Annotated in this window: 16 protein-coding genes; 8 read left to right on the top strand and 8 right to left on the bottom strand. The window is 68.5% G+C overall.

Translation table 11 applies throughout. From position 1 onward, the window contains the following. Window positions 1-42: 42 nt before the first annotated feature. The 5 genes from rplS to ffh all read right to left on the bottom strand — a co-directional run bounded on the left by rplS (window position 43) and on the right by ffh (window position 3,959). Window positions 43-504 carry a 50S ribosomal protein L19 gene (rplS, locus tag LG334_RS23080; protein WP_404381888.1) on the bottom strand — a complete coding sequence of 154 codons (462 nt, stop codon included), beginning with the start codon at window positions 502-504 and terminating at the stop codon, window positions 43-45. Window positions 505-507: 3 nt separating this feature from the next. Next, a complete protein-coding gene (gene trmD, locus LG334_RS23085) occupies window positions 508-1,230 on the bottom strand; it encodes a tRNA (guanosine(37)-N1)-methyltransferase TrmD (protein WP_404381890.1) in 723 nt (240 codons plus the stop codon). Beyond that, complete coding sequence (gene rimM / locus LG334_RS23090; RefSeq protein ID WP_404381892.1) at window positions 1,227-1,844, bottom strand: ribosome maturation factor RimM; 618 nt, start codon at window positions 1,842-1,844, stop codon at window positions 1,227-1,229. Before rimM ends, trmD begins: the two co-directional genes overlap by 4 nt. A gap of 54 nt (window positions 1,845-1,898) precedes the next feature. Then, entirely contained in the window at window positions 1,899-2,312 is a 414-nt protein-coding gene (gene rpsP, locus LG334_RS23095; protein ID WP_404381894.1) for a 30S ribosomal protein S16, read from the bottom strand. Between the two features lie 75 nt (window positions 2,313-2,387). After that, a complete protein-coding gene (gene ffh / locus LG334_RS23100) occupies window positions 2,388-3,959 on the bottom strand; it encodes a signal recognition particle protein (RefSeq protein WP_404381896.1) in 1,572 nt (523 codons plus the stop codon). A gap of 297 nt (window positions 3,960-4,256) precedes the next feature. On the opposite strand from ffh, the gene LG334_RS23105 reads away from it, so the two are divergent. The 3 genes from LG334_RS23105 (at window position 4,257) to LG334_RS23115 (ending at window position 6,004) form a co-directional block, all read left to right on the top strand. Next, window positions 4,257-4,478 (top strand): DUF3072 domain-containing protein, encoded by a 222-nt coding sequence (locus tag LG334_RS23105; protein ID WP_404381898.1) that lies wholly within the window; start codon window positions 4,257-4,259, stop codon window positions 4,476-4,478. Window positions 4,479-4,530: 52 nt separating this feature from the next. After that, on the top strand, window positions 4,531-5,217 hold the full coding sequence (locus LG334_RS23110) for a ferredoxin (RefSeq protein ID WP_404381900.1): 687 nt from the start codon (window positions 4,531-4,533) through the stop codon (window positions 5,215-5,217). 70 nt (window positions 5,218-5,287) lie between these two features. Next, window positions 5,288-6,004 carry a hypothetical protein gene (locus tag LG334_RS23115; protein WP_404381902.1) on the top strand — a complete coding sequence of 239 codons (717 nt, stop codon included), beginning with the start codon at window positions 5,288-5,290 and terminating at the stop codon, window positions 6,002-6,004. A gap of 163 nt (window positions 6,005-6,167) precedes the next feature. Here the strand turns inward: LG334_RS23115 and LG334_RS23120 are convergent, their stop codons facing one another. Both LG334_RS23120 and LG334_RS23125 read right to left on the bottom strand, forming a co-directional pair. Then, the gene (locus LG334_RS23120; RefSeq protein ID WP_404381904.1) at window positions 6,168-6,632 is read right to left on the bottom strand and encodes a hypothetical protein; all 465 of its coding nucleotides are present in this window, start codon (window positions 6,630-6,632) and stop codon (window positions 6,168-6,170) included. Next, window positions 6,629-7,345 (bottom strand): EI24 domain-containing protein, encoded by a 717-nt coding sequence (locus tag LG334_RS23125; protein WP_404381906.1) that lies wholly within the window; start codon window positions 7,343-7,345, stop codon window positions 6,629-6,631. Before LG334_RS23125 ends, LG334_RS23120 begins: the two co-directional genes overlap by 4 nt. Window positions 7,346-7,533: 188 nt before the next feature. Here LG334_RS23125 and LG334_RS23130 point away from each other — a divergent pair, with 188 nt between their 5' ends. From LG334_RS23130 to hemW, 5 genes are all read left to right on the top strand, one after another. Further along, window positions 7,534-8,532 carry an adenosine kinase gene (locus LG334_RS23130; RefSeq protein WP_404381908.1) on the top strand — a complete coding sequence of 333 codons (999 nt, stop codon included), beginning with the start codon at window positions 7,534-7,536 and terminating at the stop codon, window positions 8,530-8,532. A 53-nt stretch (window positions 8,533-8,585) separates the two neighbouring features. Further along, a complete protein-coding gene (gene typA / locus LG334_RS23135; protein ID WP_404381910.1) occupies window positions 8,586-10,406 on the top strand; it encodes a translational GTPase TypA in 1,821 nt (606 codons plus the stop codon). A gap of 136 nt (window positions 10,407-10,542) precedes the next feature. Next, entirely contained in the window at window positions 10,543-10,740 is a 198-nt protein-coding gene (locus LG334_RS23140) for a helix-turn-helix domain-containing protein (RefSeq protein WP_404381912.1), read from the top strand. Between the two features lie 79 nt (window positions 10,741-10,819). Then, window positions 10,820-12,178 carry an AmpG family muropeptide MFS transporter gene (locus LG334_RS23145; protein ID WP_404381914.1) on the top strand — a complete coding sequence of 453 codons (1,359 nt, stop codon included), beginning with the start codon at window positions 10,820-10,822 and terminating at the stop codon, window positions 12,176-12,178. A gap of 10 nt (window positions 12,179-12,188) precedes the next feature. Then, window positions 12,189-13,379, top strand: coding sequence for a radical SAM family heme chaperone HemW (gene hemW / locus LG334_RS23150; protein WP_404381916.1), 1,191 nt, complete (start codon window positions 12,189-12,191; stop codon window positions 13,377-13,379). Here hemW and LG334_RS23155 read toward each other — a convergent pair. Further along, complete coding sequence (locus tag LG334_RS23155; RefSeq protein ID WP_404381918.1) at window positions 13,376-14,032, bottom strand: YqaA family protein; 657 nt, start codon at window positions 14,030-14,032, stop codon at window positions 13,376-13,378. The two genes, hemW and LG334_RS23155, sit on opposite strands and share 4 nt — an antisense overlap. Window positions 14,033-14,080 lie beyond the last annotated feature (48 nt).

Consider the following 14,080-nt stretch of genomic DNA (forward strand, 5'->3'; position numbering starts at 1 on the left):
GCCCCACAGCCTTGAAAACGATGGGGCCGCCGGTACGGACTCTTACTTCTTGCCGGGCTTCACCGCGGGCTGCTCGCCCTTCTCGGCGGCCTTGGCGCGCAGCTCCTGGTCCACGTTGCGCTCGTGGGCCTTCGCCTTGATGGTGGCCTGCGTGTCCTCGACGATGCGGGCCGAACGGCCGCGGCGATCGCGCAGGTAGTACAGCTTCGCGCGGCGGACCTTGCCGCGACGCACCACCTCGATGCGCTCCAGCGCCGGGGAGTACAGCGGGAACACGCGCTCGACACCTTCGCCGAAGGAGATCTTGCGGACCGTGAAGCTGCCGTTGATGCCGGCGTTGCGGCGGGCGATGCACACACCTTCGTAGGCCTGGACACGCTCGCGGGTGCCCTCGACCACCTTCACGTGGACGCGCACCGTGTCGCCCGGCTTGAACTCGGGGATGCCGTGCTCCGGGGTGAGCTTCTCGACCTGCTCTTTCTCGAGCTGCTGGATGATGTTCATAATCTATTGACCCTCTTGCTCTTGCTTCTGGGCGGCGACGTAGCCCGACCACAGGTCGGGGCGGCGCTGCCGGGTGATTTCCTCGGCCTGTTGCCGGCGCCATTTGTCGATGTTGGCGTGATGGCCGCTCATCAACACATCGGGCACCGGAACGTCGTTCCAGACCTGCGGCCGCGTATAGAGCGGGTATTCCAGCAGGCCGGTTTCGAAACTCTCGTCTTCCAGCGACTCCGTCTTGCCGACGACGCCGGGAACCATGCGCACCACCGCGTCCAGCAGGGTGATGGCCGCCGCCTCGCCGCCCGACAGCACGAAGTCGCCGATGCTGATCTCCAGGGCGCCGTGCTTGTCCAGCACGCGCTGGTCCACGCCTTCGTACCGCCCGCAGAGGATCGTCACCGCCGGCTCCCGCGCCAGGGCCTTGACCCGTGGCTGCCGCAGCACCTCTCCCCGCGGGGTGAGGTAGATCAACGGCCCCTCGCCGGGATGGGCGGCGGTGATCGCCGCGTCCACCACATCGGGGCGCATGACCATGCCCGCACCCCCGCCGAACGGCGTGTCGTCGACGGTGCGGTGTTTATCGCGCGCGTGGGCACGGATGTCCACCGTTTCCAGCGACCACAGGCCGTCCTTCAACGCCTTTCCCGCCAGACTGTGGCCCAGCGGACCCGGAAACATCTCGGGAAAGAGCGTCAGAACGGTCGCCTTGAACGCGGGCGCCGTCATTCGGTCTCCCCGGCCGCTTCGGAGTCGCCACGCGCGGCGGCGGCCTCCTCGGCCTGTTCGCCGGGTTTCGGCGCGTCGATCAGCCCCGGCGGCGGGTCAACGACCAGCCGACGGCCCCGAACATCCACCACGGGGCAGACGTCGCGGGTGAAGGGCACCATGACCGGCTTGGGCGTCACGCCGCCGGCCACCGGCTTCAGTTCCAGCACGTCGCCGGCGCCGAAGTCGTAGACGGCGACCACCTCGCCCACCGGGCCGGAGCCGTCGGCCATCTCGGCCGTCAGTCCGACCAGGTCGGCGTGGTAGAACTCGTCGTCCCCGGCCTCGGCGGGCAGGCTTTGGCGCGGCAGGTAGAGCCGCGTGCCCTTCAGGGCCTCGGCGGCGGTGCGGTCGGCGATGCCCTTGACGAAGCACGTCACCGTGCCCTTGCCCTGGCCCTTCACGCGCAACGCGAGCCGCGTCGCCCCGTCCTCCGTCAGCACGGGGCCATAGGCGGCCACGGCTTCGGGATCGGCGGTGAAGCTTTTCACCTTCACGTCGCCACGGATGCCGTGGGCGCCGACAATGACGCCCACCAGCACCCGGTCGTCGCGATCATCGCGCGCGCTGCTCATGGCAAGGCCCCGATGCACCAGGAGATCGCCTTGGGGAGAGACACGATCCGCCGATTACTCGGCGGACGCACCCTCGCCCTCGCCCTCGGCCGGCGCAGCGGCGGCTTCCTCGGCGGCGGCGGCGGCGGCCGCGGCCTTCTCCTGCTGCTCGCGCAGGCGCTCCTGCGCCTTGGCCTTGGGCTGGTTCTTCTTGGTCTGGGTCGGCGGGGTCGGCATCTCGACGATGCCGGCGATGCCCAGGATCTTGCGCACGCGGTCGGTCGGCTGCGCGCCCTGGCCCAGCCAATGCTTGATGCGCTCGTCCTTCAGGATCACGCGGTCGGCGTGGTCCTGCGGCACCATCGGGTTGTAGGACCCCAGGCGCTCCAGGAAGCGGCCGTCGCGCGGGCTGCGGCTGTCGGCGAGAACGATGCGGTAGAACGGACGCTTCTTGGCACCGCCGCGGGACAGACGAATCTTCAGGGACATCGATGCTACTCCAGGTCTTCTTGATTGCGTTTGGTTGGTTTGCGAGAGGGTCCGCCGTGGCCGGGGACCGTCCTGTTACTTCTTCTTGCCCTTGTTCAGGGCCTTCAGAACATCGGGGGGCAGGCCGCCGGGGCCGGCGCCGCCGCCTTTCATGAGGGCCGACATGTCGGGCATGGCCTCTTCGCCGCCGCCCTTGCCGGCCTTCTTGCCCTTCTTGCCGCCGCCCATGCCGGCCAGCATGTCGGGCGTCATTCCGGGAGGCATCCCACCGGGCATTCCGGCGGGCGGGGTGGCGCCGCCGAACATCTTGGACATGGCGCCCATGAGGCCCTTCTTGCCGCCCATCTTTTTCATTTTCTTCATGACGTCGGCCATCTGCTGATGCTGTTTCAGCAGCTTGTTGATCTCCTGGACGGAGACGCCGGAGCCGGCGGCGACGCGCTTCTTGCGGCTGGCCTTCATGAGCGCGGGATTGGCGCGCTCCTTCGCCGTCATGGACAGGATGATCGCTTCCTGATGCTTGATCATCTTGTCGTCGATGTTGGCGTTCTCGATCTGCTTCTGCATCTTGCCGATGCCGGGCATCATGCCGAGGATGCCCTTGATGTCGCCCATCTTCTGGATCTGGCGCAGCTGGGAGAGCATGTCGTTCATGTCGAACTTGCCCTCCATCAGCTTGGCGGCCATCTTCTCGGCCTCTTCGGCCTCGATGGACTCCGCGGCCTTCTCCACCAGGCTGACCACGTCGCCCATGCCGAGGATGCGGCTGGCGATGCGGTCGGCGTGGAAGCCTTCCAGCTGATCGAGCTTCTCGCCCATGCCCAGCAGCTTGATGGGCTTGCCGGTCACGGCGCGCATGGACAGGGCGGCACCGCCGCGCGCGTCACCGTCCACGCGGGTCAGCACGATGCCGGTGATGCCGATCTTCTCGTTGAACTCGCGGGCGAGGTTGACGGCGTCCTGGCCGATCATGGCGTCGGTGACCAGCAGGGTTTCCGCCGGCTTCACCGCGTCGCGCACCTGCGCGACCTCGTCCATCAGCTCCTGGTCGATGTGCAGGCGGCCGGCGGTGTCCAGGATCACCACGTCGTAGCCGCCCTTGCGGCCCTCGGACATGGCGCGCTTGGCGATGGCGACGGGCATCTCGCCCATGACGATGGGCAGGCTGTCGACCTCGGCCTGGCCGGCGACGACCTCAAGCTGCTTCTGCGCGGCCGGGCGGTAGACGTCCAGCGAGGCCACCATGACCTTCTTGCGGTCGCGCGCGCGCAGGCGCAGGGCCAGCTTGCCCGAGGTGGTGGTCTTGCCCGAGCCCTGAAGGCCGACCATGAGGATCGGCACCGGCGCCTCGGCGCGCAGGTTGATCTGGCTTTCCTCGTCGTCGGCGCCCAGGGTTTCCACCAGGACGTCGTTGACGATCTTCACGACCATCTGGCCCGGCGTCACCGACTTGATGACGTCCTGACCGACGGCGCGTTCCTTGACCTTCTTGACGAAGTCCTTGACCACCGGCAGGGCGACGTCGGCCTCCAGGAGGGCGACGCGGACCTCGCGCATGGCCTCCGAGACATCGTCCTCCGACAGGGCGCCGCGCTTGCGCAGCTTGTCGAAGACGCCGCCTAGACGATTGGACAGACTTTCGAACATGCAGGGTCCACCGTGCCGGTCGTTCGTTTGGTCGCTCGCTCAACGCTCCTCATGCGGCTTGGCGCAAACGCCGACGGCGCCAGTGCGCGAACCCTCGCGGACTGACGGACCCCCTCGGGAGCACAATGGCCCGAAGCAGCATGATGAACATACTCCGCCCCTCCCTTCGAGACGCGAAGAGGGACGGTATAAGTCCGGCGCGCCCGTGAGTCAAGGCCGGGAAAGCCGGGAACGGAAAGCGCGGCGCCCCCGTTCCGCCGATGGAAACGAATACCGAACACCAGCGGAGCCGACGCCATGACCAACCCCAAGGTCCCCCACGACGACAATGCGCCCAGCAACCTCCAGAAGGACCCGGAGGACTGGGTCACGAAGGACGAGCCCATGACGGACGCCCAGAAAAGCTACCTCAAGACCCTGACGGAAGAGGCGAACGAGCCCTTCGACGACAGCCTGACCAAGGCCGCGGCCGCCGAACGGATCGAGGCGCTGCAGGCAAAGACCGGCCGGGGGCAGTAGGACCCGACGCCCCTCTTGCGCGGCGGCCGCGTTGGGCGGAGACTGCGGCGCCATGATGCCGGACACCGACCACGCCGCCACCCAGCCCTCGCCCCGTCTCCGCGCCCTTGCGGAGCGCCTGGCCGACCACGGCCTGCTGCTGCGCGGCGCCTTTCATCCCGATCCCGACGATGGCCTGGCCGCCGATGTGCGCACGGTGGTGCTGGTCGGCAATGCCGGGCCGGCCATGTGGGAGCATTTCTCCACTGCCCGCGCCGCCGCCGACGCGCCGCATGAACTGGACGGCTGGACCCGCCGCGTGCTCGCGCCCCTGGCCGATGACCTGGGCGCGGGCGTGGCCTATCCCTTCGGCGGGCCGCCGTTTCAGCCGTTCCAGCGCTGGGCCATGAAGGCGGAAGGCCTGCGCCCTTCCCCCGTCGGGGTTTTGCTGCACCCGGACTACGGGCCGTGGCACGCCTACCGCGGGGCCTTCCTGTTTGCCGAAACGCTCGACCTGCCGCCCCGCCCGGCACGCGCGCATCCGTGCGACTCCTGCGCCGGCAAGCCCTGCCTCGCCGGCTGCCCGGTCGGCGCCTTCAGCGAAGCCGGCTACGACTGGCAGGGCTGCAAGGCCCATGTGGCGACAGTCGGCGCCGCGTGCCGCGAGACCGGCTGTCAGGCCCGTCACGCCTGCCCCGTCGGCACGGCGTATGCCCCCGAGCAGGCGGCCTTCCACATGGCGGCGTTCCTGCGGGCCTGAAAAAACGTCTCCCACCAACAAATGTGCGTGATAATATTGCGCGCAGCATGGATTCGTGGAGGGGGATGTCATGATTCCGGGACTCGCGCCGACCGCCAACCAGATTGCCCTCGCCCTTCTGAAGGGTGATCCCGAGGGCCTGAAGAAGGCCGACTCGCCCTACGGCAAGCCCAACGTGCTCGGCGACGATGCCAGCGCCGAGGAAAAATGGCAGGCGGCCAAGCGGCTGGACGATCTGAAGAAGGAGGCCGCGGCGCGCGGCGTGGACCTGAAGGACCCGGCCGCCAAGCAGGTGCTGAAACGTTACGACGACCTCCAGGCCTTCGCCAAGCTGTCGCCCGAGGACCAGCAGGAGCTGGAGAAGGCCGGCGTCTCTATGGACAAGATGGTGCTGGCCTTCAAGGGCGCCCTGAAGGCCTACGTCAAGGCCAAGCAGAAGGAGGAAGGCGACTCCTTCGATCTGGAACGCGACCCGCTGGTGCGCATGATGAAGGAGGAAATCCGCGGCCTGCGCATCGCCGAGGACGATGAGAACAAGGACCGCTTCCTGGAAGCCCTGAAGGAGGCCAAGGGCGACACCGAAAAGGCGCGCGAACTGTTCAAGCCGGAAGAGGTCGCCAAGACCATCGAGGAGGCGTTCCGCAAGGTGCTCGACGAAGCCCGCCGCGACGACACCGACGGCGGCCCGCGCGACCGGCTGGACCTTTCGCCGCAGGCCCGCGCCATGCTGGGCCTGCCAGAGAAGCATACGGACGGCAGGGAGGAGGACGCTGGCGCGGCGGCCTGAGGGGCGCCCGCAGGCGGCTTCGTGAGGGTGTCTGGCGGCGGGAGTGGAGGCCTGCTTACGCAGGAACCACGAGCAGGCAGCCTGATGTTTTTGTGACGGACTTCCCGTCACCCCAGCGAAAGCTGGCGTCCACCCCCGGCATCCGGCACCTTCGCGCGGCGGCTCAACCCCGCGCCACGCGCCGTTGCAGCACGTCGGCGGCGCAGGCCTTGGGCGCGACCCTGGCCGACGCCTCAAGGGGCCGCAGCTCCACATGCGCGACCGTCAGCGGCGCGCCCTCGGTTTCGTCGGGATAGAGCACCACGTCCAGCACGCAGGTCCGCCCGCGGTACTGCCAGACCTGCGCCGGCGGCTCGCGCCGCAGCAGGGTGGCCGGGCCGAGGGCGGCCCTCACCGCATCCGCCGCCTCGCCCTTCAGGCTGAGCGGGTCGGGCGCGGCGGCGATGTCCTCGGCCGTCGGCAGGGGGCGCGGCGGCAGGACAGCGACGTTTTCCGATCCGGCGCCCGCGTGGGGCGATACCGTGCCGAGGGTGCCGCCGTCCTCCAGCACCCGTACCTTGTGCGAGGCACCACAGGCCGCCACCGTCAGCGCCAGGGCGGCGGCAAGGGTGAGATGCCGCGGGCTCATTGCGCCGGCTCCGCCGTCGGCACCGGCTTGTCCAGCAGCTTGTGGCGGCGCATCAGGCCGGTCGCGACGTGGGTCATGGCCGCCGTGCCGACCACCGGCGCCAGCATGTTCACGAAGGGCACGGTCGCCAGGAAGGTGATCGCCGCGCCCACGAGCCATAGCCGCGCCGTGTGCTGGCGCCGCAGGCTCTTGACGGTCGCGGCGTCGGCCCGGCGCAGCGCCACGGCCTCGAAATATTCCCGCGACAGCAGGTAGCCGTTCAGGGCGTAGAACAGCACCAGGCTTGAACCCGGAATGAACAGCAGCAGGAGGTAGAGCGGCAGCGCCAGGATATTGAGACCGATGGCGACGGCGGCGAACTTGGCAGTGGAGCCGATGATCTCCCACACCGGCTGCTCGCGGTTGGGCGGCAGGCCGGGGTAGTGGCGGGCCTCCACGGCGTCGGCCACCTGTTCCAGGAAAAAGCCGATGATCATGGTCACGACGGCCGGGAAGAACAGCAGCGACAGCACGAAGACGGCCACGCCGCCCAGCACGTCCAGCAGCGCCTCCACCCAGGGAAGGCTGACGAGCACGGTATCCGTCAGCGCCCACCACAGCACTCCTGCGAGCGCCACGTAGATCGCCAGCGCGCTGAGCAGGCTGACGATCACCACGCCGCGGATGCGCTTGTCGGGGAGTTGGGCGAAGGCTTTGACGAAGGCGTCGATCACGGATGTGTCCTTGTTGCTCTGGGCGCGCCAAAGGTCAGGCGCGGACCGGCGCCTGTCAAGCGCGCGGTTGACGGCACCGACCCGGTTCGCCACCGGAACGGGAAGAAGCGGTCCTTGTTAACTCGTTGCCAGCCGGTATACTGCCGCGCAATCGCGAACACCAAACGACGCAACAAGGGATTGGACACATGGCCGACACTCGGTTCGACGTGATGGGCATCGGCAATGCCATCGTGGACGTGCTCGCGCACGCCGAGGACGACTTCCTCGCCTCGCACGGCATGCCCAAGGGCGGCATGACGCTCATCGATGCCGAGAAGGCCGAGGCCATCTACGGCGCCATGGGCTCGAGCATCGAAAGCTCGGGCGGGTCGGCCGCCAACACGGTGGCCGGCATCGCCAGCCTGGGCGGCAATCCCGGCTTCATCGGCAAGGTCTGCGACGACCAGCTGGGGCAGATCTTCCGCCACGACATCAACGCCATCGGCGTCGGCTACGAGACCCCGGTGCTGGAGAAGGACGCCGGCGTTCCCACGGCGCGCTGTCTTATTCTGGTCACCCCCGATGCGCAGCGCACCATGAATACCTATCTGGGCGCCTGCACGAAGCTTGCGCCGTCGGACATCGACGAAAAGCTGATCGCCAGCGCCCAGGTCACCTATGTGGAAGGCTACCTGTGGGACGGCAAGGAAGCCAAGGACGCCATCGTCCAGGCCTGCCTGGCCGCCCGCGAAGCCGGCCGCAAGGTCGCCCTGTCGCTGTCGGACAGCTTCTGCGTCGACCGTCACCGCGAGGAATTCGCCGAGCTGATCGAGGGCCTGGTGGACATCCTGTTCGCCAACGAGGCCGAGATCACCTCGCTGTACCAGACCGACAGCTTCGATGAGGCCGTCGAGGAAGTCCGCAAGCACGCGCAGATCGCCTGCCTGACGCGCGGGGCCAAGGGCAGCGTCATCGTGCAAGGGCAGGAGACCGTCGTGGTGGAGGCGCATCCGCCGGCTCGTCTCGTCGATACGACGGGCGCCGGTGACCTCTATGCGGCGGGGTTCCTTTTCGGGTATACCCGCGGCAAGTCGCTGGCCGAGTGCGGCCATCTGGCCAGCCGGTGCGCCGCGGAAATCATCAGTCACATGGGTGCGCGGCCCGACGTCCCCTTGAAGTCGCTTCTCGCGGCGGAAGAAGCCTGAGGCCTTTTGCCTCGGGCCCGTCGAGGGTCGCGCGCACGTAGAATCGGAAAGTCATGAATCTTCGCAATATCGCGATCATCGCGCACGTCGACCACGGCAAGACGACCCTCGTCGACAATCTGTTGAAGCAAAGCGGCACCTTCCGCGAAAACCAGAAGGTGGCCGACCGCGCCATGGACTCCAACGATCTGGAGCGCGAGCGCGGCATCACCATCCTGGCCAAGTGCACCTCGGTGGACTGGAAGGGCACGCGCATCAACATCGTCGACACGCCGGGCCACGCCGACTTCGGCGGCGAGGTGGAGCGCATCCTGTCCATGGTCGATGGCGTGGTTCTGCTGTGCGACTCGGCGGAAGGGCCGCTGCCGCAGACCAAGTTCGTGCTGTCCAAGGCGCTGGGCCTGGGCCTGCGTCCCATCGTGATCATCAACAAGGTCGACCGCGGCGACGCGCGCCCGCACGAGGTGCATGACGAGGTCTTCGACCTGTTCACCGCGCTGGATGCCGAGGACGAGCAACTGGACTTCCCGACGCTGTTCGCCGTCGGCCGCGACGGCTGGGCCGTGCGCGACCTGGAGAACGACGAGCCGCGCGACCTGACGCCGCTGTTCGAGCTGATCGTCGACCACGTGCCGGCGCCCAAGCGCGACCTGGACAAGCCGTTCTCCATGCTGGCGACGACGCTGGAGTCCGACAACTTCCTGGGCCGCATCCTGACGGGCCGCATCACCACCGGCAAGCTGACCGTCAACCAGCCCATCAAGGCGCTGAGCCGCGACGGCAAGCTTCTGGAGCAGGGCCGCGCGTCGAAGGTCCTGGCCTTCCGCGGCCTGCAACGCATTCCTGTGGAAGAGGCCGAGGCCGGCGACATCGTCGCCATCGCGGGCCTGCAGAAGGCCACCGTGGCCGACACGCTGTGCGCCCTGGACGTGGACACCGCCCTGCCGGCCACCCCCATCGACCCGCCGACGCTGGCCATGACCTTCTCGGTCAACGACAGCCCGCTGGCGGGCCTGGACGGCGACAAGGTGACCAGCCGCGTCATCGGCGCCCGCCTGATGGCCGAGGCCGAGGGCAACGTCGCCATCCGCATCCGCGAAACCGCCCAGAAGGACGCTTTCGAGGTTGCCGGCCGCGGCGAGCTTCAGCTGGGCGTGCTGATCGAGAACATGCGGCGCGAGGGCTTCGAGCTGTCGATCTCCCGCCCGCGCGTGCTGTTCAAGGAAGAGAACGGCCAGAAGATGGAGCCCATCGAGGAAGTCGTCGTCGACGTCGACGAGGAGTTCTCGGGCACGGTCGTCGAGAAGATGAGCCTGCGCAAGGCCGAGATGACCGAGATGCGTCCCTCGGGCGGCGGCAAGGTCCGCATCGTCTTCCACGCGCCGTCGCGCGGCCTGATCGGCTACCACGGCGAGTTCCTGACGGACACGCGCGGCACGGGCATCATGAACCGCCTGTTCTTCGGCTACGCGCCGTACAAGGGCCCGATCGAGGGCCGCCGCAACGGCGTGCTGATCGCCACCGACGCGGGCGATGCCGTGGCCTATGCGCTGTTCAACCTGCTCGACCGCGGCCCGCAGTTCATCGATCCGGGTGTGAAGGTCTACGGCGGCATGATCATCGGCGAGCATTCGAAGACGAACGACCTCGAGGTCAACGTCCAGAAGGCGAAGAAGCTGTCGAACGTGCGCGCCTCGGGCAAGGACGACGCCATCACCCTGCCGCCCCCGCGCCGCATGACGCTGGAGGACGCGCTGGCCTACATCCAGGACGACGAACTGGTGGAGGTGACGCCCAAGGCGGTGCGCCTGCGCAAGAAGCACCTGGACCCGCACGAGCGCAAGCGCGCTTCCAAGCAGAGCGACGTGGCGTAAGCCGCAAGCCTCGGTGCTGGAACAAGAAAGGGGCCGCTCCCGGCGTGGGGCGGCCCTTTTTGCCGACCTTCCTGACGATTGGGACGACGCCCCGGAGTCCGACGCGACCAACTCTGCCGCACCCGAGCCCGCCGGAATGCTCAAGGCATCGCGCGCCGTGCTGGGCCTGACGCAGCAGCGGCTCGCCGACCTCACGGGCATCCCGCTTGCAACGCTGCGCAACTGGGAACAGCGGCGGACCGCCCCCGACGATGCCGCGCGCACCCTGATCACCCTCCTGTTCCGCCACCCCCGGGAGGTTGCCGCCATCCTGGACACGGATCGCGCCGCCTGAGGCCGCACGGCGCGCTTGATCCCCCCGCCAAACCCGCTAGCCTGTGGCGCGCATTGTATCCGCAGGGGCATCAACCACCGTGACATCCTGGTCCCACTCGCTCGCGGTCTATCTGGACCGGCGGGTGATCTCCATCCTGTTTCTCGGCTTCTCATCCGGCCTGCCGCTGCTGCTGGTCTACGGCACCCTGTCGGCCTGGCTGACCGAGGAAGGGCTGTCGCTGACCGTCATCGGCCTGTTCTCGTGGGCATCCACCGCCTACGCCTTCAAATGGCTGTGGTCGCCGCTGGTGGACAAGCTGCCCCTGCCGCCACTGACCAATCTGCTGGGCCAGCGGCGCGGCTGGATGATCGCCGCCCAGCTTCTCACGGCCGGCGCCATGCTCGGCCTCGGCTCGTCGGACCCCGCCGCCAATGTCTGGGTCACGGCCGGCTGGGCGGTGCTGCTGGCCTTTGCCTCGGCGACGCAGGACATCGTCATCGACGCCTACCGGGTGGAAATCCTGGAGGAAGAGAAGCTCGGCGCCGGCGCCGGCAACATCGTGCTGGGCTACCGCCTCGCCATGCTGGCGTCGGGGGGCGGGGCGCTGGTGATCGCCGACGCGGCGAGCTGGTTCTGGGCCTATGCCGCCATGGCAGCACTCATGGGTGTCGGCATGCTCACCTGCCTGCTCAACCGCGAACCGGCGCGCCCCCACCTGGAGCGCGCGACGGTCGCCGAGCAGCGCGCCGTCGAATGGATGGACCGCCAGGCGCACATGGGCCGCCGCACGCGCCAGACGCTCGGGTGGCTGTATGGTGCCGTGGTGCTGCCGCTGTCGGACTTCTTCACCCGCAAGCACTGGCTGACCATCATCCTGTTCATCGCCTTCTACAAGTACGGCGACGCACTGCTGGGCGTGATGGCGAATCCCTTCTACATCGAGACCGGCTTCACCAAGACCGAGATCGGGCTGGTCTCCAAGAGTTACGGCGTCGCCATGACCATCGTCGGCGGCCTCGTCGGCGGGTTGCTGGTGGCGAAGATGGGCATCATGCGGTCCCTGCTGGTCTGCGGCATCCTACAGGCGGCCTCCAATCTGGTGTTCGTGGCGCAAGCCATGATCGGGCCGGACGTCAGCTTCCTGGTCGTCACCATCAGCGTGGAAAATCTGACGGGAGGGATGGGCACGGCGGCCTTCGTGGCCTATCTCTCAAGCCTCTGCAACCTGGCCTACACGGCGACGCAGTACGCCCTGGTCTCCAGCTTCATGGCCTTTGCCCGCACCTTCTTCGCCAGCGCCGGCGGATGGGTGGCGGACAACGTGGACTGGGTGACGTACTTCCTGATCTCCACCGCCGCCGCCATCCCCGGACTGGCGCTGCTGCTGTGGATGATGCACCTGTTCCCGCGCGAGAACCGGCAGGTGACCGTCTCCGCCCTGGCCGACGACGACTGACGCGACCGACGTGACCGATCACATCCAAGGCGACGCGGGCTTCGGGCTGTATGTCCACTGGCCCTTCTGCCTGTCCAAGTGCCCGTACTGCGACTTCAACAGCCACGTCGTCGACCGCGTCGACCACGGCCGCTTCCGTGCGGCCTTGCGGGCGGAACTGGCGCACTACGCCGCCATGGCGGGGCGCGAGGGCCGGCGGCTGACCAGCGTCTTCTTCGGCGGCGGCACGCCCTCGCTCATGGAGCCCGAAACGGTGGCGTCGATCCTGGAGGACGCGCAAAGCCTGTTCACGCCCGCCAACGACCTGGAAGTCACGCTGGAAGCCAACCCCGGCGCCGTCGACCGGGCGCGGTTCGAGGGCTTCCGCGACGCCGGCGTCAACCGTGTGTCGCTGGGCGTGCAGGCGCTGGACGAGGCCGCGCTTGCCTTCCTCGGCCGCCGCCACGACCGCGCCGAGGCTCTGGCGGCGCTGGAGGCGGCGCAGGCGCTTTTCCCGCGCACCTCCATCGACCTCATCTACGCCCGCCCCGGCCACGAGCCCGAGGCCTGGCGGCGGGAGATGCGGCAGGCGCTGGACATCCTGGCGGGGCACGGCCACCTGTCGCTCTACCAGCTGACCGTCGAGCAGGGCACGAAGTTCCACCTGGACTGGCACCGGGGCGACTGGCGCCTGCCGGAGGAAGACGATGCGGTGAGCCTCTGGCATGTGACGCAGGAGGAAACCGCCCGCGCCGGCCTGCCGGCGTACGAGGTTTCCAACCACGCCCGGCCAGGAGAGGAATGCCGCCACAACCTGGTGTACTGGCGCGGCGGCGACTACATCGGCATCGGCCCCGGCGCCCACGGCCGCCTGACGGTCGACGGCACCCCCCGCGCCACCCGCCAGCACCGCGCACCGGAACGCTGGCTCGCGCAGGTGGAGAGCCTCGGCCACGCCACCACGCGCAACCACCCGCTCGGGCGGGACGAGCGGGCGGAGGAACTGCTGCTCATGGGACTGCGCCTGACCGACGGTGTGGACAAGGCGCGCTTCCGCCGGCTGTCGGGACAGGCGCTGGACGCTTTCGTGGACGCCCGCGCGCTGACGGACCTGACGGAGATGGGGCTGCTGGAGGACACGCCGGCCGCCCTGCGCGCCACCGCCGACGGAATGCTGGTGCTCAACGGGCTGATCGCGGCGCTGGTGCCGGCCGAGGGTTAGAAAACCCAGACGTTCAACACGATCGCCACGACGAGCACGGCGGTGATGGTGGCGACTGTGCTTTTCTTGTGGCGGTTCCACATCTCCATCGCGCGGTCCCCGAAGACGTGGACCAGCAGCGCCAGGCCGAAGTAGCGGATACCCCTGGCAATGAGCGCCGCCGCAACGAAGAGGTACACCGGATACTTCATCACGCCCGCCACCAGCATGGCGACCTGGAAGGGCACCGGTGTCACGCCGATGGCCAGCACGGCCAAGAAGCCGTGCTTCTCGAACCACGTCCGCGTGGTGTCGAACTGCTCCTGCCAGCCCGCCCACTCGACAAGCCGGACGCCCAGCGTGTCGAACACGAAGTACCCGACGCCGTAGCCCAACAGCGCCCCGATCACGCAGCCCAGCAGCACCACGGCCGCGATGCGCCACAGAATGTCGCGCCGGGCCATCATGTAGGGGATCAGCACGACCTCCAGCGGGATCGGCACGATGATGCTTTCCAGGAAGGACATCACGCCGATCAGCCACAGCCCCCTGCGGGAATGGGCCAGCCGGCGCGCCACCGTCCGCGGGTGGCGGTGGGCTTCGCGGGCTTCCGTCCACGGGTCGGCACATGGGTCGGTTTCAGCGGTCGCGCCGGGCTGTCGATCATCCTGCATGCCGCCTCAACGCCCGCGCGACAGCGCGCGTTGAGGTGAAGGCGATTG

This window comes from Caenispirillum salinarum, from assembly GCF_044803115.1.
In the GTDB taxonomy this organism is placed as follows: domain Bacteria; phylum Pseudomonadota; class Alphaproteobacteria; order Rhodospirillales; family Rhodospirillaceae; genus Caenispirillum; species Caenispirillum salinarum_A.

What these genes read in the sequence shown, in the direction of transcription:
- ffh (WP_404381896.1), bottom strand. Translation starts at nt 3,959, where the DNA reads ATGTTCGAAAGTCTGTCCAATCGTCTAGGCGGCGTCTTCGACAAGCTG.
- LG334_RS23155 (WP_404381918.1), bottom strand. Translation starts at nt 14,032, where the DNA reads ATGCAGGATGATCGACAGCCCGGCGCGACCGCTGAAACCGACCCATGT.
- LG334_RS23140 (WP_404381912.1), top strand. Translation starts at nt 10,543, where the DNA reads ATGCTCAAGGCATCGCGCGCCGTGCTGGGCCTGACGCAGCAGCGGCTC.
- LG334_RS23130 (WP_404381908.1), top strand. Translation starts at nt 7,534, where the DNA reads ATGGCCGACACTCGGTTCGACGTGATGGGCATCGGCAATGCCATCGTG.
- LG334_RS23115 (WP_404381902.1), top strand. Translation starts at nt 5,288, where the DNA reads ATGATTCCGGGACTCGCGCCGACCGCCAACCAGATTGCCCTCGCCCTT.
- trmD (WP_404381890.1), bottom strand. Translation starts at nt 1,230, where the DNA reads ATGACGGCGCCCGCGTTCAAGGCGACCGTTCTGACGCTCTTTCCCGAG.
- LG334_RS23120 (WP_404381904.1), bottom strand. Translation starts at nt 6,632, where the DNA reads ATGAGCCCGCGGCATCTCACCCTTGCCGCCGCCCTGGCGCTGACGGTG.
- typA (WP_404381910.1), top strand. Translation starts at nt 8,586, where the DNA reads ATGAATCTTCGCAATATCGCGATCATCGCGCACGTCGACCACGGCAAG.
- LG334_RS23105 (WP_404381898.1), top strand. Translation starts at nt 4,257, where the DNA reads ATGACCAACCCCAAGGTCCCCCACGACGACAATGCGCCCAGCAACCTC.
- rplS (WP_404381888.1), bottom strand. Translation starts at nt 504, where the DNA reads ATGAACATCATCCAGCAGCTCGAGAAAGAGCAGGTCGAGAAGCTCACC.
- rpsP (WP_404381894.1), bottom strand. Translation starts at nt 2,312, where the DNA reads ATGTCCCTGAAGATTCGTCTGTCCCGCGGCGGTGCCAAGAAGCGTCCG.
- LG334_RS23110 (WP_404381900.1), top strand. Translation starts at nt 4,531, where the DNA reads ATGATGCCGGACACCGACCACGCCGCCACCCAGCCCTCGCCCCGTCTC.
- rimM (WP_404381892.1), bottom strand. Translation starts at nt 1,844, where the DNA reads ATGAGCAGCGCGCGCGATGATCGCGACGACCGGGTGCTGGTGGGCGTC.